General features: G+C 42.4%; 19 protein-coding genes. 10 read left to right on the forward strand and 9 right to left on the reverse strand.

Annotation, left to right across the window (positions count from 1 at the left end):
• Positions 1–281: 281 nt before the first annotated feature.
• On the forward strand, positions 282–755 hold the full coding sequence (locus NAF19_RS05510) for an RNA polymerase sigma factor (protein WP_252788816.1): 474 nt from the start codon (positions 282–284) through the stop codon (positions 753–755).
• Complete coding sequence (locus tag NAF19_RS05515) at positions 755–1,345, forward strand: cupin domain-containing protein (RefSeq protein ID WP_252788817.1); 591 nt, start codon at positions 755–757, stop codon at positions 1,343–1,345. Before NAF19_RS05510 ends, NAF19_RS05515 begins: the two co-directional genes overlap by 1 nt.
• A gap of 62 nt (positions 1,346–1,407) precedes the next feature.
• On the opposite strand, the gene NAF19_RS05520 is transcribed toward NAF19_RS05515, so the two are convergent.
• The 4 genes from NAF19_RS05520 to NAF19_RS05535 form a co-directional block, all read right to left on the reverse strand.
• Positions 1,408–2,838 carry a glycosyl hydrolase 53 family protein gene (locus NAF19_RS05520; RefSeq protein ID WP_252788818.1) on the reverse strand — a complete coding sequence of 477 codons (1,431 nt, stop codon included), beginning with the start codon at positions 2,836–2,838 and terminating at the stop codon, positions 1,408–1,410.
• A gap of 112 nt (positions 2,839–2,950) precedes the next feature.
• A complete protein-coding gene (locus tag NAF19_RS05525; RefSeq protein WP_370362852.1) occupies positions 2,951–4,348 on the reverse strand; it encodes an outer membrane beta-barrel protein in 1,398 nt (465 codons plus the stop codon).
• Positions 4,349–4,354: 6 nt separating this feature from the next.
• Entirely contained in the window at positions 4,355–5,620 is a 1,266-nt protein-coding gene (locus tag NAF19_RS05530) for a carboxypeptidase-like regulatory domain-containing protein (RefSeq protein WP_252788819.1), read from the reverse strand.
• Between the two features lie 276 nt (positions 5,621–5,896).
• Positions 5,897–6,658: a PIG-L deacetylase family protein gene (locus NAF19_RS05535; RefSeq protein WP_252788820.1), complete on the reverse strand. Its 762-nt coding sequence runs from the start codon at positions 6,656–6,658 to the stop codon at positions 5,897–5,899.
• A gap of 145 nt (positions 6,659–6,803) precedes the next feature.
• On the opposite strand from NAF19_RS05535, the gene NAF19_RS05540 reads away from it, so the two are divergent.
• Positions 6,804–7,355 (forward strand): pyridoxamine 5'-phosphate oxidase family protein, encoded by a 552-nt coding sequence (locus tag NAF19_RS05540; RefSeq protein WP_252788821.1) that lies wholly within the window; start codon positions 6,804–6,806, stop codon positions 7,353–7,355.
• Positions 7,356–7,371: 16 nt separating this feature from the next.
• Here the strand turns inward: NAF19_RS05540 and purU are convergent, their stop codons facing one another.
• The 3 genes from purU to NAF19_RS05555 all read right to left on the reverse strand — a co-directional run bounded on the left by purU (position 7,372) and on the right by NAF19_RS05555 (position 9,772).
• Complete coding sequence (gene purU / locus NAF19_RS05545; protein ID WP_252788822.1) at positions 7,372–8,199, reverse strand: formyltetrahydrofolate deformylase; 828 nt, start codon at positions 8,197–8,199, stop codon at positions 7,372–7,374.
• A 113-nt stretch (positions 8,200–8,312) separates the two neighbouring features.
• Complete coding sequence (locus NAF19_RS05550) at positions 8,313–8,987, reverse strand: response regulator transcription factor (protein WP_252788823.1); 675 nt, start codon at positions 8,985–8,987, stop codon at positions 8,313–8,315.
• A 260-nt stretch (positions 8,988–9,247) separates the two neighbouring features.
• The gene (locus NAF19_RS05555) at positions 9,248–9,772 is read right to left on the reverse strand and encodes a hypothetical protein (protein ID WP_252788824.1); all 525 of its coding nucleotides are present in this window, start codon (positions 9,770–9,772) and stop codon (positions 9,248–9,250) included.
• 366 nt (positions 9,773–10,138) lie between these two features.
• Here NAF19_RS05555 and NAF19_RS05560 point away from each other — a divergent pair, with 366 nt between their 5' ends.
• The 6 genes from NAF19_RS05560 to NAF19_RS05585 all read left to right on the forward strand — a co-directional run bounded on the left by NAF19_RS05560 (position 10,139) and on the right by NAF19_RS05585 (position 17,926).
• Positions 10,139–12,097 carry a tetratricopeptide repeat-containing sensor histidine kinase gene (locus NAF19_RS05560; RefSeq protein WP_252788825.1) on the forward strand — a complete coding sequence of 653 codons (1,959 nt, stop codon included), beginning with the start codon at positions 10,139–10,141 and terminating at the stop codon, positions 12,095–12,097.
• Between the two features lie 155 nt (positions 12,098–12,252).
• A complete protein-coding gene (locus NAF19_RS05565; protein WP_252788826.1) occupies positions 12,253–14,190 on the forward strand; it encodes a tetratricopeptide repeat-containing sensor histidine kinase in 1,938 nt (645 codons plus the stop codon).
• Between the two features lie 93 nt (positions 14,191–14,283).
• On the forward strand, positions 14,284–14,484 hold the full coding sequence (locus tag NAF19_RS05570) for a YqaE/Pmp3 family membrane protein (RefSeq protein ID WP_252788827.1): 201 nt from the start codon (positions 14,284–14,286) through the stop codon (positions 14,482–14,484).
• A gap of 115 nt (positions 14,485–14,599) precedes the next feature.
• The gene (locus NAF19_RS05575; protein ID WP_252788828.1) at positions 14,600–15,901 is read left to right on the forward strand and encodes a sensor histidine kinase; all 1,302 of its coding nucleotides are present in this window, start codon (positions 14,600–14,602) and stop codon (positions 15,899–15,901) included.
• 142 nt (positions 15,902–16,043) lie between these two features.
• On the forward strand, positions 16,044–16,406 hold the full coding sequence (locus NAF19_RS05580; protein WP_252788829.1) for a DHCW motif cupin fold protein: 363 nt from the start codon (positions 16,044–16,046) through the stop codon (positions 16,404–16,406).
• A 188-nt stretch (positions 16,407–16,594) separates the two neighbouring features.
• Positions 16,595–17,926, forward strand: a complete 1,332-nt coding sequence (locus NAF19_RS05585; RefSeq protein WP_252788830.1) for a Gfo/Idh/MocA family oxidoreductase — start codon at positions 16,595–16,597, stop codon at positions 17,924–17,926.
• Positions 17,927–18,081: 155 nt separating this feature from the next.
• On the opposite strand, the gene NAF19_RS05590 is transcribed toward NAF19_RS05585, so the two are convergent.
• Positions 18,082–19,851, reverse strand: a complete 1,770-nt coding sequence (locus NAF19_RS05590) for a glycoside hydrolase family 9 protein (RefSeq protein WP_252788831.1) — start codon at positions 19,849–19,851, stop codon at positions 18,082–18,084.
• A 166-nt stretch (positions 19,852–20,017) separates the two neighbouring features.
• Here NAF19_RS05590 and ku point away from each other — a divergent pair, with 166 nt between their 5' ends.
• The gene (gene ku, locus NAF19_RS05595) at positions 20,018–20,788 is read left to right on the forward strand and encodes a non-homologous end joining protein Ku (RefSeq protein WP_252788832.1); all 771 of its coding nucleotides are present in this window, start codon (positions 20,018–20,020) and stop codon (positions 20,786–20,788) included.
• A gap of 244 nt (positions 20,789–21,032) precedes the next feature.
• Here ku and NAF19_RS05600 read toward each other — a convergent pair whose 3' ends face one another.
• The gene (locus NAF19_RS05600; protein WP_252788833.1) at positions 21,033–21,188 is read right to left on the reverse strand and encodes a lmo0937 family membrane protein; all 156 of its coding nucleotides are present in this window, start codon (positions 21,186–21,188) and stop codon (positions 21,033–21,035) included.
• Positions 21,189–21,248 lie beyond the last annotated feature (60 nt).

Here is a 21,248-nt window from a genome sequence, read left to right on the forward strand (position 1 = left end):
TACTGTAACCCAGGTTTCATTGCTCAATTATCAAAACTAAACATATCTTTATAATAACGTCTAATTGAAGGCTAAAATATTGATACGCTATTCACGCCCTACAATTTTTATCTTGATTGCCGGCCCTTGATTCCTGGCTCTCGATTCTTCACCTTTCTATTCCCCCGCGGAATGCTTTAAAAACGTTAAGTTTTAAAAAATGCAGTTAGTTTTCATATCTTCATCGCAGTATTATTCTTAATGCCTGCATTACAGGTTAGTTATTTACAGCATACCATATTTTGGATAATAATTACAGTACACAGCCCGTTTTAGTCGAATTGCTTTTACGACGTGACCCAAGAGGTTGCGAGCATTTATGCGAGAGCTACTCGGCCAGGTTGTATGGGTACATCATCCGGATAGTGAACGACGCTGAAGCAGCTGAACATCTGCTGGACAAAACCTTTAAACGAATTTGTAAAAATATACATCAGTTTAAACAAAGCAACCTTACGTTCCTGACATGGGCGCTGCAACTTGCACGATCAGAAAGCGTTGAATACCTTTGCATTACAAAAAATAAAGCTACGCCGGCAAATAACCGGGATAATACAGCAACAGAAGGTGCGGCTGCAGCAGACGATATGGCCATACTAAATATGATACATCAGGGTTACAAGGTTTATGAAGTAGCCGAAATGTTGGGCAGGCCTGTGGATAAAGTAAAAACCAGCATTCGCAATGCGATGAAACAGAAAAGGAGTTTTAATTAATGGATGTTCAAAAGTATATTGAAAGCGGTGTTTTGGAACAATACTGCCTTGGCCTCCTTGATGAGGGGGAGCAGGCATATTTAATCCAAATGACTATGCTTTATCCTGAAATTAAAACCGAACTAACTGCCGTTGAACTGGCTTTCGAAGAACTTTCTGCCATAACTGCTGTAGAACCCACCAATAATTTAAAGCAAAATATACTCGCGGCCATTGGGTTTAATAATGTTGCGTTAAATGTAAATGACCTTCCTGTTTTAAGGCACTCAACTAACCCGGGGCCCTGGTTAGCCGCCTTTGCACATTTAATCCCTGATGCGCCCGCAGAGGACCTTACAGTAAATGTTATCCGCGACGATGCCATTGTACGACAAATGCTGATGACCGGCAATACCGATGTGCCCGAAGAAGAACACGGCGAATTTCATGAAAGCCTGTTTGTACTAAAAGGCCGTTGCGAATGTACGGTGGGCGATGAACTTTTCACGCTAGGCGCCGGCGATTTTATTGAAATTCCCCTAAATATCAAACACGATATTAAGCTGCTAACCCCTTTTGTTACGGCTGTTTTGCAATACAGGTTTGTGTAAATTATGCTGAAAGCTGAAAGACCAAATCGAAAAGCCATTTGTTTTTAGCCATCAGCTTTTAGCTATTTTCCTCCAACGTATTTCTTTGCAATCCCAGGATATACATTCATGTACGCATTTGCTTTGCCATCGCGGTCGAAGATAGCTTCCCAGGTGCTCAACGGCTCCCATATAAAGCTGCCCACTGCTTTGCTGCCGGGCGCTGTGAACGCAATATCATTAACCTGTTGTTTTAGCTGTGAGTATTCGGCAACCATTACCTGTTTGTTATACCGCTTGGCAAGGTCGGCCATGTTTTTTTGCAAATCGTCCAGTGTACCATGCCATTTTGGGTAATACGACAGGCCGATAACATCAAACGGCACATTGCGTTTGGCCATATTATCTAAAAAGAACTGCGACTCGGCGCTTTGTCCACCTAAAGCAATATGCAACATAATAATGGTTGATGGATTAACTGCTTTTACCGCCTTTACACCCTGGTACAGCAATTGCGAAAGACTGTCGAGGTTATTAATTGCTCCTTCCGGCCATACAATACCGTGATTAATTTCGTTGCCCACCTGCACCATATCTGGCGCGGTGCCCTGGTCTTTTAGTTGCTGCATCACGTGGGCGGTGTAATCAAACAACGATTTTTTAAGCGTTTCAAAATCCTGGCCAGCCCATACTGCAGGTTTGTTTTGCTGCTGAGGATCGGCCCAATAATCGCTGTAATGAAAATCGAGCAGAAATTTCATACCCGCAGCTTTTATCCGTTTGGCCATAGCTTTGGTGTGTTCCAAATCGCAGAAACCTTTTTTGGGCGAGTAGCCTTTCGGGTTTGCCGGTTGGTTAAATATGCGCAGGCGGATATAGTTAAACCCATGCTGCTTCATAATTTCGATAGCATCGCCGGGTTTTCCATTTTCACTAAATTTCATTCCCCGGCTTTCCAGTTCCGGCAAAAAGGAAATATCGGCGCCAATAATTTTATCATTTGTTGTTTTTGGTTGGTATTTATCTGTAGTTACCACATGCGGGGTTCCCGGTTGCACGGTATGTATTTCGGTCGAGCCCGGGAAAAGGCTGTCGGCCTGGGCCACAAATTTTACACGTCCACGGGTACGGCCGGTGCGTAACCTTACTTCGGTGCCGCTTTTTAGGGTAGATTTCCAGGTGGTATCGTTAGTTTTATCAAGGCCGGTGAAACTGTTTGGTATTGTACCATCGCTTATGTGTACAATTTTTGCATCCCCAATTACTTTATATGTTCCCGGTAGCGCCACATCCTTAATCACATCGCCTTTACTGTCTATAATTTTTATGGTGATGATGGTTTCGTCCTTTCCATCGGCAATCATGGTGGTTTTGTAAGGTGTCAACTGTATTTCGGACGGAACGCCCGGAGGTTTTGGTTTAAACCTTCGATTTTGGGCGGCTGTTATATTTGAAATCAACATTAGCGACAACGCTGCAAGCAAAAAGAATTTTATTTGGATATGCTTTAACATGATGGTACAATTGGTCGGTTAAAGATAGAAGGTAAAATGCTAAGTCGACAAGTGTTTTTTTAGATTGATGGATGAGTAGTTGATTTTTTACATCGGTGACTACACATTCACATTACCTAAAATCCTTAAAATGATAAGTGTAACTAAACATAAAATATCGCCGCAACAGTAAGCTTTGCGTATCATTTATGGTATTACCGGATGCAAAGTGTACGGAATTTACGCTCTGGTTTAAAAGGTCGTAGCAGGTTAGCTTTAGTTCGCCGCGTTCTTTTTTCTGGATACGGCGGGTTAAAGCAAGGCTCAACAGGTTTGAATTACGCCTGAAGCCGGGTGCAACCAGCGGGTTATAACTATAGGCGTAATCAACGAGCCAGGTATATTTTTGCGGCACAAAAATGTACAAGCTAAACGAAGCGTGTTGCATAGTATAGGATGTGCTTTTATAATTAACATTTTGATAGGTTGTAACGGCAGGGTTAATACTGTATTGCGGCCTAAACGCAAATACGTCCACGTAAGTGGCTTCAAAATCCTGGCTTAGAGTAACGGTTTTAGTATTTTGATAGCCGTTTTGCTGGTTAACCTGGAAAAAATAGTGCCCAATTGCACCTGACAAACTGGTACTTGTACCAAATTGCCAGTTACCTTGCTTTTTAAAGTTTTTGCTGAAATACCCGCTCAAATAACTGTTAAAGCTGCCATTCAGGTTTACAGGGCGTACCGTTTTAGCGCCATCGGCAGTTACAAAGTTTTCGCGGATAACGGTGTTGGTTTCAACAGTAATACGGGAGTTTATACCTATTGCAACCTGGCTGTCAGAATGGTAATTGTTGTAATTAAACCCCAGGTTGTGCGACCGGGAAGGCTTAAGGTTGGGGTTGCCGATAAAACTATAGATAGGGCTGTAAACAATGGTTACCGGTTGCATATCACTTATTGACGGTTGCCTGATATCATCGCTATAACTGATATTGAATTTCTGCAAACGCAATTCAAGCACCGGTAGCAGGTAAAAGTAATTTTGATTGAGCGTTGTTGCCGCGTAAGTATTGAACTGATTATTGATTTGGTTGAACTGCGAACCCAAACCCAGCTTAAGCGACACTTCATCGGTAAAATTATAGGTTAGCTGTGGCAAAAATGTTTGCTGCCATTGGTTGCGTATCAGGTTGCTGCTTTGGTTTTGCAGAAATATGGTGTACAAACCGGTGTTCAAATCTTTATCATAAGTAAATAAATCGCCGGCGTTGCGGTTATGGTTACCCGCCAGTATAAAGTCGGCACTAAGCTTTTTGCCTATGGGGTAATGGTACACCGCGCTAATGTTTTCGCTTATTGCCCTGTTGGTGTTTTTTGTAAAGCGGTCGGTAGTGTCTGATTGCAAGGCTGCTACGTACGATATAAGGTTATTGATATTATAATCCCGGTTGTTTTCGGGGTGGATGCTTATGGCGTTACTAAGTGTTAACGATGCCCCCTTTTTGTTAAGCCGGTGATAATAGTTGATGTTATGCTAATACTGGAATGTGTTGCCGGTGCCATGCTCACCGTTCGCATTTGTGGTAATTAAAGGTATAAATGTGTTTGAATTTGAGTAGCTGCTGAGGCTATTGCTGCTGTTGTAGCCATACGTTAAATCAGGTTCAAACTTTAACGTGGTTACGGAATCTGGTTTCCATTCCAGTTGCGTATGCATGTGCTGGTCGTTATTATCATCGTGTTTTTTACTATTCGAATATGTCAGGAACGTAGTGTCGCCAATAAACTGCTGCTGCTTCGAGGCTGAAATATTATCAATAATGTGGTTGTTAAACTCGTAGTTTATGTTCAGGGTGACCTTTTTGCTTAGGTTTTTGTTAATACTTACCGAACCCACTGTAATTTTTGAAACGCCGCCCTGACCGTTAAACCCGCTTAGACCCGGCATCCGGATAGTCAGGCCCGAAAAGTCGGTTCCGCTAAGGTTGTTGCTGTAAACGCTGCCGCCAATTTGCAGGTCGTCTTTATATTTGGCGAAAAAGCCAGATGCCGTATACCTGTCCTGTGTGCCTGCACCAACACCCATATTACTAAGAAAAGCTTTTAAAAATTCCTTTTTAAACTTAAGGTTGATGATTTTTTTAACCTGGTAATCGGGCTGCAAATGGTCGGGGTCGTTTTCGCGGTCGTCGTAAACCTGCACTTTCGATATCATTTCGGCCTCCAGGTTACGGGTAGCTATAGTTGGGTCGTTTATAAAAAAGTCCTTACCGTTAACCTTTATTTTTGATACCTCTTTACCGTTAACAGTTACATGCCCGTCGACACTCACCTGCATGCCGGGCAGTTTTTTCAATAAATCTTCAACCAGCGCGTTGGGACGGGTTTTAAATGCTTCAGCATCAAATTCAATCGTGTCCTTTTTCATGATAACGGGTATACGTTCGCCTTTTACCACTACTTCCTGCAACATTTTAGCCGAAAGGTACAGTTTGCCAAGATCAACGGTTTCGCCTTTGCTAAAATCAACGTTGATGCGTAGCCCCTTATACCCCACGTGCGATATCAGCAGTCGCGATGTTTGCTGACGCAGGTTGTGCAATGCGAATACACCGTTTTTATCAGTAACTGTATACGAAATAAGCGAGGTGTCCTGTAGTTTCAGGATCGACACAGTGGCAAGTTGAACCGGTTCGTGTGTTACTGAATCAAGAATAATGGCTTTTACAACACCGTGGTTTTGCGCTTTAGTGGCAATAGTAATGATAGCAAGCAGGAGCAGTAAAGATAATTTTCGCATTTAGGCAGGCAAGGTTACGTCCGTAAAACAATAAATAGTTAATTATTTCGAACGCTAATATAACTATATTTCTAGTTATAACTATTTTTTTAGTTATTGCAATAAAAAAGTTACATAGTACTCATTACTGGGATTATTGTAGTTGTTGCCGAATCCTGCGGGGGTATGATGGCTTATATCGAATGTAGAAATTAGGGAACTATGTCGGTGCCTAAAATCCAATATAAAAAACGGGCATTCGATTCAAGACTTTTGACTCAAGACTTTCGACTTCCTCTAAAGGACTATCATTCCCATCCCCTTGCCAGTCATCCGCACAAAGCCTTCAGCTGCCCGAACTCCCGCTTCGCGACCGCGAAAATCCTCCATCGAAGCATGGCCGCAGGCATATATCCCCGGAGGGTCCTGGCTGGTGTGGCAGTATACGGCTTTCTTTTTCTGTTCCTGGGTATCGCTTATATCAACATAGTCGGTAGGCATAAAAATCATAGTTTGCTCACCGGTGCATACCTCGAAAAAATAGAGCGTAAATTTATTGGACGAGCGCACCCACGTTTGCATGGTCAGCAGGCTGGCAACCTGGTGGTCTTTGTGGCTGTCGACTGGCCAGTGAGTAAATACCACATCGGGTTTTTCATCGGCTATTAATGTATGCAAGTGTTTTAAAGCAGCGTTATCGGCAATGGTTGCACCATCAATCTGCCCGGCAAAAATGGGTTTGGTATTCAAAATTTTGCAGGCATTGATAGCTTCCTGTTTGCGTATCCTGGCAGCCTCATCGTTCGCGGTGCCGGGGATACCAGCCTCGCCTGTAGTCAAATAAATTATAGTAACATCATGCCCTTGTGCAGCCAACCTGGCCAATGTGCCGCCACAGCCGCTTTCAGGATCGTCGGGATGGCCGCCAACACAAACAATCTTCTTTTTTGCTGCCGCGATATTACCCTGAGCGTTTAATAACCAGGGTAATGTAAGCAGTCCTAAACCGGCGGCGGTGTTTTTTACAAATTGGCGACGGGAGTTGGGCGATTGATCCATACTATGAGGTTTCTCAAATATAAAACTCCAAAACGCAAAACTTAAATTTAATCATTGTATAATATTTGTAAAATCGAGCGTGAAGGACAACATCAAACCGGAATTGGCTTAACTTTATTTATTATTTACCAATTCAAATTATTTTATGGGCAAATTTTTTGATGATATTTTAAACCAGCATAAGGTTTTTATAGAGAACCAAAGGATGTTTTTCGTGGCCACTGCACCACTTGATTCTGATGGACATGTTAACCTGTCGCCAAAGGGAATGGATAGCTTTCATGTTTTCTCGCCCAACAGGGTCGCCTATATGGATGTGATAGGCAGCGGGAACGAAACATCGGCGCACTTGTTGGAGAATGGCCGCATTACTTTTATGTTTTGTGCTTTTGACGGCCCCCCTAACATTTTACGCCTATATGGAAAAGGCTATACTGTATTGCCGGGCGATGCAGAATGGGAATTGTTAACGGCCCATTTTAAACTAGTATTGGGCACAAGGCAAATTATAGTAGCCGATATTGATAAGGTGCAAACATCATGTGGTTTTGGCGTTCCGTTTTACAACTATGAAGGCGAGCGCGACCAAATGCAGAAATGGGCACTAAATAAAGGTGAGGAAGGTTTGGATGCTTACAAAAAAGAAAAAAATATGCTAAGCCTCGATGGCTTGCCGACCGCATTATATAACAGGTAAAAGCGTTGGGCTAAGATTATTCAAACACTACTGTTTTATTTTTATAAACAAACACCCTGTCCTCAAATACCAGCTTTAATGCCCTGGCCAGTACCGATGTTTCAATTTCTTTACCGGCCTTTACCATATCCGCAGCGGTAAATGAGTGGTTTACGGGGATTGTTTGCTGCGCGATAATCGGCCCTTCGTCCAACTCATTTGATACAAAATGGGCGGTGGCCCCTATCAGCTTCACGCCGCGTTCAAACGCCTGCCGGTATGGGCTGGCGCCAATAAATGCCGGTAAAAACGAGTGGTGGATATTAATAATCCGCATAGGGAACTTAGCCACCAGTTTTGGCGATAGTATGCGCATAAACTTGGCAAGTACAATATAATCGGGGTTATATTTTTCTACAGTGTCAGCTATTTTTCCTTCAAACTCATCCTTACTCACCTGTTCGTGCGATATAAAGTAAAAAGGCATATCAAAGCGCCTGCATATATCCTGCAGCACATTGTGGTTGCCGATAACGCATTGTACAGTAGCACCGAGCGTCCCAAAATAATTCCGGATCAAAATATCTGCCAGGCAATGGTATTCTTTGGTTACCATTACCACTACTTTTTTCTCGGGCAGCGGGTTAATTAAAATATTGGCATCATCGGGCAATACCTTCCGCAACTGCTTTTCCAGCGTCGATTCGTCGCCACCGACAGAAACTTCCAGCCGCATAAAAAACAGGTTTTCGGCCTGGTCCACATATTCGCGCAGCGAAACAATGTTAAAAAGGTTTTTGGCCAAAATAGCCGATACAGATGCTACCAGCCCGGCTCGGTCGGTACATTGAATTACGATAATCATGATAGGTAAATATAGTTGTAAAGGTTGTAAGTGTTGTAAATGTTAAAAAATAGCCTGATGTTAAAATAGTTGCACTTCTTCGACCTATACAACCACTACAACTTTTACAACCTCTAACTAAACCATTTCTTTCTTATCGCAATCTTAATAGCAGAAGCTTTGTTTGACACGTGAAGCTTTTCGTAAATATTGGCAATATGCTTACGCACAGTATGTGGGCTTATAAACAGCCGCTCGCCAATTTGCTGATAGTTTAGCCCATCTACTATGCGGTTTAAAATTTCAAGTTCGCGGGTGGATAGCGTATGGGCTTCTTCTTCATTTTCAGCTGCGGGGGCAGCATCATCTGGCGAATTACGCAGTAAGCCAAGCACTTTGCGAGCAATACGTGGCGACATGGGCACACCGCCTTCAAAAACTATTTCGGTAATGGCTTTCACAATGCTCGACACCTTTTCGTCCTTCAATAAATAACCTGTGGCCCCGGCCTTAATGGCTTCGAATAGCTTCTCGTCGTCATCAAAAACAGTAAGCATCAAAAAATGGGTATCGGGGTAAACTTCCTTAGCTATTGTTACCGCTTCAATGCCATCCATTACCGGCATTTCAATATCCATTAAAACTACCTGCGGGCGCATATCCGCAGCAAGTGCCTTCATGTTTTCTAAAAATTCGCTGCCATCATTCGCCTGGAAGACAACAGTAATTTCTTTATAATAGCTGATTTGTTCGGCCAACGTGTTCCGAATTATACGCTTATCATCTACAAGGGCTATTCTTACGCTCATAACCAGGTTGTTTTAATGGCCTGACGGCATTAATGATATAAACTTACTTATTTAATAGTATAAATAAGCCGCCCCGTAATTACGAAGCAGCTTATTTACTATTTGAACTTTTAACGGCCCGGATCTTTTTTGAAAGACCCTAGGCCCATCACGAAAAATGTTATTATTAATAAAACAATGGTATTCATCGCAATAAGCTCTTTTTGGCGGGCTTTAAATGCAGAGCAGCAATATTTTGCGTTTCTATTCCGCCTGATTGATTAAAAGTTGAAACCTACACGTGCTCCTAAAAAGCCCGAGCTGCTGTAACCTTCGTACCGTAAGCTTACGTCGAAGCCACCCAGCAATAAACCAACACCCGGAGCATAGGTAAATTCGGAGCCGGTTGCCGAAATTGAACCACCCTGTCCGTTTGACGCGTAGATTTTCGCAAAAGTGATACCGGCCTCACCTATACCGTAGAAATTGTCGCTGAACATATAACGGTAACCTGCTTTAACCGGGATGTTAACTTGGGCCTTTAAACCGGCGCCAATGCCACTTTTTGGCGCAAATACAATAACGCCCGAAGTTAAAGTTACCGCGCTTGATTTATCAAGGCCGATAGCTGCACGTAAGGTTGCGCCACCACCTACCGAATAAACACTGCTGAAACCGCTAACAGGCAATGCACCTTCAAGGCCGATACCTAAGCTGAATTTTTTGTAGTCGCTTGATTGAGCGAAAACTTTTGAGGAGGTTAATGCCACCAGCATTACGATAACCAATGTAAATACTTTTTTCATTTTTTTTGTTTTTGTGATTTGTTAATGATTGTTATTATTTGTTATTATTTGATAGTGCTAAGCAACAACTAATAGCAAAGGCTATCAATAATACATATGTAGTATATTGGGGATCATGTAAAAAAAACACAGCATAACTTACTGTATTATAGCCAAATATGTGGTTATTACGTATTTTAAAATACCGTGCAGCACGTATCATTTTAAATATCTTTTGTATATCTTTAGTAATAAATTATGGGTGCATTGTTAGCGCAGTGGAGTAGTATTAATTGAGTTCAAACCAAATTAATACTTTGTTTTATCGCGCTATTCCCCCCTCGGTGTGCCGTACTGTTTCAGAATCCCGGTTTAAACTATTAACTGATGAAAAAGCTTATCATGCTGCTATGGCTATTGCCATCAATTGCGCCGGCACAAAACAAAATTACCGACAGCCTTTTAAAACTACTCCCTGCTGCCAAAACAGATACCCAACGGGTTAATATCTATAACAAGCTATCGGAGCGGTTTATGAATAGCCATACGGATAGGGGGCTTACTTATGCCAACCAGGCGCTTAACCTGAGCCAAAAAGTAAAATATTTAAAAGGCGAGGCTGATGCCTACTATAACCGCGGCCAAATACTGGTAAACATATTAAAGTCCGATTCGGCTAAGGTTGACTATGAAAAAGCTATAGCTATCTATAAAAAGATTAACGACCGCGAGGGCCTCGCAGAAATTTACTCTGATTATGGCATATTGCTACGCGTGCAAGGCAGGGGAAGCGATGCAATAGTTTATTTTCAACAATCGGCCGATTTATATGAAAAAGTAGATAATCTTGGCGGAAGTGCTGAAACACTGGTTTTGCTGGCAAACAATTATAACCAGTTGCATTTGTTTAATAAGGCACTGGCAATGTATCAAAAAACATACCAGCTCAGGCTCAAAATAAACGATAAGCTTGCCGCAGCACAATCATTAGCCGGCATAGGGCTAACTTACCGTAACAAACAAATTTATGAGCCAGGGACTAAAAACTTTGAACAGGCTGTTCAATACATGCTTAAAGCCCGCACCGCCTTTATCAAAGCCGACCATAAACTGTATATCGCCTTTATCGATAAAGAGATTGGAATAACGTACCTACAGCAAAATGAGAGCAAACAAGCCCTGGTTTATTTTTTAGAGGCCGAAGATTGGTTTAAGAAACTGGATACAAAGCGCGAAATGGGTTCACTGTACAAAGGTATCGGCAACGCATACTTGAAGCTAAAACAATATCGGCAGGCTAAAATATACCTTGAAAAAGGTTTGGATGCCGCGCTGGCCGAGAAATACCAGCAGCATATCATGGAATCGTACGAAGGTTTGTACAACTATTACAAGCAAACTGGCGACGATAAGGCAAGTTTGAAATACCACGAAAAGTGGATGGATGCAAAAGATACTTTAACCCAAAAAGCCAATTTTGAAAAAATAACGGAGGTAACCGCAAAATACGAAACCGAAAAAAAGGAGCAGCAAATAAAACTGCTAAATAAAGAAAACACAATTCAAAAGCTGTCTATCACCAGCCGTAATAAAACAATTGGCATCATAGCAGGTCTTTTCCTGCTTTCGTGTATCGTGGCGGCCTTGTTTTATAATCGTCAAAAACTTAAGCAACGGGCCAACCAGCAGGCCCTAATGCTAAAGCAGCAGGACATACTTACAAAAGCGATAGTTGATGCTGAAGAAAACGAGCGCAAACGCATAGCAAGTGATTTACACGATGGTGTTGGGCAGCTATTTTCCGCTGTTAAGATGAACCTGAGTGGTTTATTTGAGCGAATTACCATAGCACGAGAAGAAGACCGGTTTTTAGCAGAAAACACCCTTGCATTGGTTGACGAAAGCTGCAAAGAAGTGCGTACCATATCGCACCAGATGATGCCCAACATGCTGTTGCGCTCGGGCATAGCATCTGATTTGAAAAGCTTTATTGAGAAAATTGATTCGGATAGCCTGAAAGTAACGCTGGAGGCAACCGGCTTTAAAAACAAACTGGAAAGCAATGTGGAGACCATGTTGTACCGTATTATACAGGAAAGCATCAACAACGTAATTAAACACGCAAAAGCAACCCGCCTCGACCTTGTATTAAACAGGGACAGCAAAGGTATTACAACAAAAATTACCGATAATGGGATAGGGTTCGATACCGGCGAAGCGGGAAGTTCTACGGGAATCGGCCTTAAGAACATTGCCACACGTGTTGAGTATTTAAAAGGCACAATAAGGTACATTACCGCACCCGGCGAAGGAACTGTAGTTATAATTGAAGTACCTGTATCATAAGTAAACTTTAAACAATTATTAATCCCGGGAAAAGATTTGTTAGTCGTGATGATTTTTTTAGTATACTTATCATGTTAATTATAACCTATTATAAACAGTAGTAACCCCGCTATTGTATTATCCCGCTAATTGTTTAATACTATATCGATTAATAAATGAAGAAATATTTACTTATTCTATTTTTTACTCCATTTCTAACTTTTGGTCAAAACCACACAGCCGACAGCCTTAAAAAAGCATTAGCAGTTGCAAAAACAGATACTTCAAAAGCTATAATATATTACCAGCTGGCTATGGAGCTGCAAGGCATGGACCCGTCGGCATCGCAAAAAATGATTGACCAGGCGCTTGCCATATCGCAAAAGGCAAACTATTACAAAGGCCTTGCTGATATCTATTATTTTAAAGTGGCACAAAGCTCATACATCGGTGATTTTGACGCCATGAAAGATAATGCCGAAAAATGCCTGGCCATATCGAAAAAATACAACTTCCCGGTAAACCTTGCATCAGCCTACAATGGCCTTGGCATTTATTATTGGCAAACCGGCAATTATGCCGAAGCTATAAAAAACCATTTAGCAGCCCTTGAAATACGCGAAAAACTGAAGGATGAAGAAGGGATTGCCAAATCGCTGGGAAATTTGGGATTGGTTTATTTAGATAACGAAAAGTTAAAGGAAGCCGAAAGCTATTCGTTGCGCGCGCTAGCGCTTGGCAAAAAATTAAATAATACTACGGTTGTAATTAACTGCTTGCATAACCTTGCCAATTTATTCAGCGGCAAAAAGGAATATGAAAAGGCGTTGAAGTATGATGAGGAGGCACTGCCCGTTTGTATAAAAGAGGATAATAAAAGGGGGCTATCGCAAATATATTCAAGCATGGCACATTGTTACGAGGCCTTGCAACAATATGATAAGGCGCTAAAATATCAATATGAAGTATTAACGCTTGATAATTTCTTTGGTGATAAAAAGCAGGTGAGCGACACTTACGCAAACCTGGGCGAGCTATATAAAGATAAGGGCGACTATGCCCAAGCCATAAGCTGGTTAAAAAAGTCGCTTCCGCTTACTGTTGAGACAAAATATAAACAGGGTGAGAAAAATGCTTGGATGCTGTTAAGCCAGGTGTACGAAAAAAATGGCAATTACAAAGAAGCTTTGGCAGCCGATAAAAAGTATCTGTTGCTAACACAGCAATTAATAAACGAGGGTAATGATAAGCAGATTGCCCAAATGCAAACCCGTTACGAAACCGTAAAAAAAGAACAGAAGATAAACATACTTAATAAGGAAAATACTATCCAGAAGTTGTCCATTGGCAGCCGGAATAAAACTATTGGCATAATAGCAGGTCTGTTCCTGCTATCGGGAATTGTTACTGCGTTGTTTTTCAACCGTCATAAACTAAAACAAAAAGCCGAGCAACAAGCCATGATGCTGAAACAACAGGATACGTTAACCAAAGCCATTGTTGACGCTGAAGAAAACGAACGTAAACGCATCGCGAGCGATTTGCACGATGGCGTTGGGCAATTATTTTCGGCAGTTAAAATGAACCTGAGCGGTTTATTCGACAGGATCACCATAGCAAGGGAAGAAGACAGGTTTTTAGCAGAAAACACGCTTGCACTGGTTGATGAAAGCTGTAAAGAAGTGCGCACCATATCGCACCAGATGATGCCCAATATGCTGTTGCGGTCGGGCATTGCATCCGATTTAAAAAGCTTTATCGAAAAAATTGACTCCGACACCTTAAAGGTAACCCTTGAGGCAACGGGGTTTAAAAACAAACTGGAAAGCAATGTGGAGACGATGCTTTATCGCATTATACAGGAAAGCATTAACAATGTAATTAAGCATGCAAAAGCAACCCGGCTCGACCTTGTACTAACCAGGGATGCAAAAGGGATTACCGCAAAAATCACCGACAATGGTATCGGCTTTAATGTTAATGAAAGGGAAAACTTCGATGGTATTGGGCTAAAAAACATTGCAACCCGGATTGAGTACCTGAAAGGCACTATTAAATACGTATCCGACCCGGGAGCCGGAACAACCGTTTTGATAGAAGTACCCGTGCTATAACCTGTAACAAAATTCGATTACGCACGTCAAATAATAAAAGCGATTGATTATATTAGATTAAGCTTTTTGCATTCACATTTTTAGCTTATGATTATGCGGTACTTTTTATGTTTTTTATGCCCGCCGTTAGCTATACTAACTACAGGTAAAATAGGCGCTTTCATATTAAATATCTTGCTCACCTTGTTTTTTTGGGTGCCGGGGATAATACACGCGGTACTGGTTACCAGTAAATATTATGATGATAAGCGTCACCGCCAGTTAATGCGGCAGGTACGTAGAGGATATTATTAAAATAAATTCCAAAACGTTTATTATCGGTAACAAATTAGGTGATGTGTTGGCATATTCACCTATAAATGCCTAATTTCACCCCTGATTTAAACATTGCCTAATCCAATAGTTTGATATGCTATTTAAAAAGCTTTTAACCCGATGTATTTGCATCCTGTTGCTAAACGTATTATGTTTTGCCGGGTCTACCAAGCCGGTTAAAAAAAGCTTTATTAAAAACTACGGTTTACCTGCGGCCGTTGAAAAACCGGCCGATCAGCCTTCTCCATACGACAAAGCAATTATTGATGCCAAAAAAAGCTTAAGCCAGGCGCAGAAAAACAACTCACAGCTCGATAAAATACAAGCCCTGGCGATTCTTGCAAAGAGCTATGCTGCCAAAAATAATTTTAAGCAGGCTTATTACTACCAGGTACAGTTTAAAAACGCCAGCGACAGCGTTTTTAATAATGCTAAAAACAACGAGGTAAACAGTCTTCGTTTAAAACAGCAGCAGGAAGATAATGCACGGCTGGTAAATGAAATAAAAATCAAGGAGCAGTCAATCTCGTTTAGTAAAAAACTGTTTTGGATTAGGAATGTACTGGCAACTATTGTCGTAATTTTTGTTGTGGTAATCATCCGCAGTAACCGGCAAAAAACCGGGTTAAACAAAGTGCTGCAAAAGCAGAATGCCGACATTGCAGCGCAAAAAGCTGAAATAACCAAACAAAAAGAAACGCTGCACCAGTTAAACCATACAAAGGACCAGCTTTTTTCGATCATTAGCCACGACCTGCGCAGCCCTTTTGCCGCCATTGCACAGGCAATGGATGATATGAAAACCGGCACCTTATCCGCCGAAGAACAAAAAGAAGTAATGAACGCATTTTACCAGCAATTAAGCCTGGTAACCATGATGGTAAATAACCTTTTGGTATGGGCTGGCAGCCAGCAAACAGGCAATAAAACCCAGCTTGCAACCATCGATGCCGCCGATATTATTGATGAAATAATTTCCATCTCAAACTTTTTAGCCAAAAATAAACGCATCAGCCTCAACCATAACCATAGTACGGAAAAACCGGTCCTAGCCGATTCTAACCATTTAAAAATTATCTTCAATAACCTCATCGGTAATGCGATAAAATTCACGCCTCATGGTGGCACTATTGAGATATCGTATACCGATGACGCCGACTACCAGGCCATTCATGTAAAAGATAATGGTATCGGTATTTTGCCTCAAAAAATGGAGAAACTTTTTAAAGTTACTGGTAAAGACATATCGGGCTACGGTACTAACAATGAAGCGGGTGCCGGAATAGGCCTTGGGCTGATAAAGCAATTTGTTGATGCCAATAATGGACGGATAGAGGTAAAAAGCCAGCCGGGTGAAGGGTCGGAATTTATTGTTTACCTGGAAAAAGCTGGTTGAGAAATTTCGGATGTTCGATTTTTCGCTGTTTGTTTTTAGCTGGCTCAAGAGGGCTAATGCCGTTTCGGATTTTTTGAATGCGGAATTCGGATTGCCGATTGGGAATGTAAAAATAGCTGATAAATAAAATACACTGATATTTATGCAACAGTCAAATATCCTTTTCCAAACCGTAAAATGGGACGAAATTGACAAGACAATCCATCCCGGCACCACCGGCACTGCATGGTGGCAAACGCTGCAGTTTGATGGTTTACGGATTCGCGTGGTTGAATATAGCCCGGGCTACCTGGCCGACCACTGGTGCCAAAAAGGACATATAGTATACTGCCTTGAAGGCGATTCCACAGTTGAACTTGAAACCGGCGAAACTTATAAACTTAACGCAGGCATGAGCTATATCGTTTCCGACAATTTAAGCTCGCACCGCTCTGTAACAGAAAATGGGGTGAAGCTATTAATTGTTGATGGGGAATTCCTTAAACACGATTTAAACACGATTTAGGAATTTGGCACGATTTAAAGGATCGTTTTTTTCGAGAAACTCAGGAGTTTACTATTAAGAATCCTGTAAATCCATTGCATTTTTAAATCGTGTTTTGAGTATAGAATGTATAATTATCATTAATTGTTATTTTAACACTTGTATATCTTTAAATAATGCTAAATTTATACAACCAATTAATAATACTTATGACCTCCCGCAGAGATTTCCTACAAAAATCTGCCATCGTAGCCGGTGGCAGCCTATTAGCATCCGCCTTAAACAATCGGGCTTTTGCAATTTTTAAACCAGGGCTTGCCCCAAGCGACCAGCTAAATATCGGTGCCATTGGCATTAATGGCATGGGCTGGGCCGACGTTACTGCCGCCTTGAAAATCCCTGGCGTGAACCTCGTTGCCGTTTGCGATGTGGATAAAAATGTGATGGATAAACGCCTGGCAGATTTGGCAAAAACAGGGCGTGACATTTCGAAAATAAGGAAGTTTGATGATTACCGGCAACTACTCGACCAAAAAGATATTGATGCCGTTGTTATAGGTACGCCCGACCACTGGCATGCACTGATTATGATGCATGCCGTTGAGGCCGGCAAAGATGTTTATGTAGAAAAACCGGTTGGTAACTCAATAGGCGAGTGCCAGGCCATGGTGGCCGCACAACAACGATACAACAAAGTGGTGCAGGCCGGTCAGTGGCAGCGCAGCCAGCAGCACTTTAAGGATGCGGTTGATTTTGTGCAGGGAGGGCAACTCGGTAATATACGAACAGTAAAAGTTTGGTGCTACCAGGGCTGGATGAAACCCGGTGCAATAGTTCCGGATAGCGCACCACCCGCAGGTGTTAACTACGCCGGCTGGCTTGGCCCCGCTAAAACGGTGCCGTTTAATGCAAGTCGTTTTCACTTTAACTTCCGCTGGTTTTGGGATTATGCCGGCGGTTTAATGACCGACTGGGGTGTGCATTTGCTTGATTATGGTTTACTGGGAATGAAATCCCCCATACCAAAATCAGTTTCGGCATTAGGTGGCAGGTTTGCTTATCCCGAACTGTCAGAAGAAACGCCAGATACACTTACGACGCTTTACGAGTTTGAGGGCTTTAATATGGTGTGGGATTCGGCAATGGGGATTGACAATGGCTCGTACAATCGCGACCATGGTATCGCTTATATCGGTAATAACGGTACGCTTATTTTAAACCGTAACGGCTGGGAAGTAATTGAAGAGCGCCAGAGCGGGCATAAAGTGAGCAAGCCGCTTGTTGAAAAATCAGACGATGGGCTGGACAAGCATTGGGAAAACTTTGTGAGCGTGGTAAAATCGCGCAAACTGGATGATTTGCATTGCCCTATACAGGCAGGCGCTCATGTGGCCACGGTTGCCCAAATGGGTAACATAGCCTATCGCAGCGGCAAAAAACTGGAGTGGAACAATGATACCCATGAGTTTACAGACAAAGCCATCAATAAAGAATATTTGATGAAGGAATATCACAACGGGTATAAGTTGCCAAAGGTGTAAGTTGGTATTTCGGAATTCGGATGTTCGATTTCGGATTTATACCCCTCGTCATGCCGAACTTCTGTCCCCGCAGGGTCTCTCGCAGAAGACCCTGCGTTGTATAAAGTGTAAACTTTTGTGTTTGCCGATAAGCTTGGATTAAAATAATCCGAGCATCACTTCCCCTCCGCCATAGCAGTTATCGCCTGCAAAAACCAGGCTGCGTGGGGTATCCATTGTTCCGTCCAGCGCCATTCGTTGCCATTGTCCTCGGTTTTATAGTCAATACCACTACCGTCGCCGTTTTCCTTTTTTCCGGTTATGCCATTTGATATACCGCCGCGCTCGGAGCCGTGGCCGAAATTGGAATGCATGTACGGCACATTGTTTTTTCCAAAGCCGTACATGAAACACATGGAATAAGGATTACACCCCAACACCCACGATACCTGCTGCGACGCGAAAACCGCCAGCGAGTCCTTTGCAGGTTTATTGTTATTGTAAACCAGCTTACCGCCAACCAGTGCCGCTGTTGCTAATGAGCCCAGGCGCGCATTCTCGCCTTGCCACCACCAACCGGTTTCGTTATCATGTGGAATAAAGAAGCCAGCTTTAACCGCACCTTTATACAAAAACGACTGCCTCGCATAGCCAAATGGGTTGCTTACTTTATTGGTTACTGCCAGGTTATAATCAAGCGCTTTTTTGATAGTGTTTAAAGCAGTGGTGCGCATTGCCTCGTCTTTTTCTTTAGTTAGATAGCGCGATAAGGCAACCACCGGCAAACCGGCATCACTTGCATGCCAGTAAGGGCGATTAGCGTCATTCGCTATAAAATATCCGTCCGGGCTCATGCGTTTGCTGAGGTTCTGTGCGCGTTTGCGAGCCTCGTCGCGATATAGATTGTCATTTGTTGCAATCCACAGTTCGGTTGCAGCCATTAGGGCGCTGTAGTCGTCAATGACATTTTCTCTACCATCGTCATCATATTTAATATTGTTAACAAGCAAATGTGCAAAGGCGCGTTTGGCGGCATCAAGATATTGCTGCGAGGTGTATTCACCATGTTTTTTCCATTGCGATATACGCGCAAGAGCCGCTATGGCCATACCCCCACCCTCGCGAAATGCCGCCTGGTATTCGTCGGTTGTTATGCTGTTTGCCCGCAGGCCCACAATACGGCGCGCATTAGGATCCTTGTTAAAATAACTGAAGATGATCATGTAAAAATAATCGTCTTTTGACAGCGCCCGCATCATATAATCCGCGCCGTACAAAGCTTCGTTATCCAGTGAATCTTTGATGTTCCATTTTTCCAGCAAACCGGGTATCGCCTCCGAAGCACTTTCCATCGACCATACCACCAGCGGCGTTTGCTGTGGCGACATAAAGTTTGCATACGCCAGGTGCGAAAAATACTTGCTTACATCGCCCGAGGCATCGCACCAGCCGCCGTGCATGTCAACAGTTTTGTCGCCACCGCCTTGTAGTTTCATATGGCTGTCGGCTTCCAGTTCCTGTGGGGTATTAGCGCGTTGCTTATTGTAATAATGGATAATGGATGAGATGGTGAGATGGGCCAAAGCATTCTCTTCGATTGTAAAAGGGAAAGACGCAGAAGTTTTCCCTTCGACAGTTGCTGTTATCCTGTACTTACCTGTTTTTTGAAATGCTGAAAAATCTGCCTGGTAATAACTTTTTCCTGGTGTCCATTCGTCAATACTTGCAGGGCCACTAAGCACGCCGGTAAACACTGCTTTGCCGGTAGTTGTGTTTATCAAGTTGAAAATGGTCTTGCGCGCGAGCGGTTTGTCAGTACTAATCACCGCTATTTTGGGTCCTTTACTATCAAAACCAATTTGATTGGCGTAGATTGTTGGCTGGGCCATGGCGGTTAACCATAAATTTGAAAGAACAGCAAATAAAAACGCTACAGGAAGTTTCATTGTTTTATGAATTTATCAGGAAAGATAAGGGCTATTGAGCAAAAAGCTGAACGTTATGGTTCTGGTAGTGGAATTGTAGGGGACGACTGTATCAATAAAACTGCTTATTTATATAAAACCCTTTCCTCCCTTTTACAGTTATACTTATTCAATAAATCAATTGGTTATGAGATCAATCTGGAAAGGTTCGCTTGGTTTTGGGCTAGTAAGCATCCCTGTTAAGTTATATTCGGCTGTGCAAACCAGCTCGCTGGACTTGGACATGCTGGACAGCCGCGACCATTCGCGCATACGCTATCAGCGCGTAAACGAGCATACGCATAAAGAAGTGCCTTACGATAAAATTGCAAAAGGCTACAAAATTAATGACGACTATGTTATAGTGGAGGACCAGGATTTTGAAGATGCTGCTCCCGAAAAAAGCAAGGTTATTGAAATTGAAAGCTTTGTTGATATTGACGACGTAAATCCTATGTTTTATGAAACATCGTACTATGCCGAACCTGAGACTAAAAACAATAAAGCTTATGCGCTTTTAATCCAGGCCCTAAAAAAATCAAAGAAAGCCGGGCTGGCGCGGTTTGTTTTGCGCAGTACTGAGTCGCTTTGCATTGTGCACCCTGTTGACAATGCATTGGTGGTGACCCGTATCCGTTTCGGCCAGCAAATACGCAGCACCGAAGATTTAAAAGTTGCAGATGACGTTACCGTAAGCAAAAAGGAACTGGATATGGGCTTGGCCCTTATTAACCAGTATGCTGAAAAATTTGATGTATCGAAATTTAAGGATGAGTATACCGATGAGCTTTTAAAAATCATCCACGCTAAGGCAAAAGGCAAACGCGCCACCGTTAAAAAGCTTACGCCTAAAAAGACAACCGGCGATGACCTGTACGACCAATTGATGCAGAGTTTGAGCAGTAAGAAGGGGGCGTAAAACAACCACAATCACCGTCTCGTCATTGCGAGGAACGAAGCAACCTCTACGAAGGATATTCATGAACCGAAATGTTTGTATTGACCAAAATGCGGCTGATAGGTCACCACAAGATTTTTACTTCTTGATTAGCAAGCGTAGAGATTGCTTCGTTCCTCGCAATGACGAAGGGGGGGGCGGGCGTAACAGCAAATGCCCGGTACACCACCAAGCCTTATTTAAACTTTGTATTTCAATTAATATTTTAAACTGCCGTCGGCCTGCGGATTAGCCCCAACAGGAAGGCAATAATTGCTATTACCAATAATATGTGTATCAGGCTGCCTATTGCGGTAAAAAAGAAACCTATTGCCCAGCCTATTATCAATATGACTGCGATAATGTATAGTAATGAATTCATGGTTGTTCTGCTTTAATTTATAATTTCATTGGTAAACAACTATAAAATGCAGAAACGCAT

Origin of the sequence: Mucilaginibacter flavidus (assembly GCF_024055575.1) — a bacterium.
Lineage (GTDB): Bacteria > Bacteroidota > Bacteroidia > Sphingobacteriales > Sphingobacteriaceae > Mucilaginibacter > Mucilaginibacter flavidus.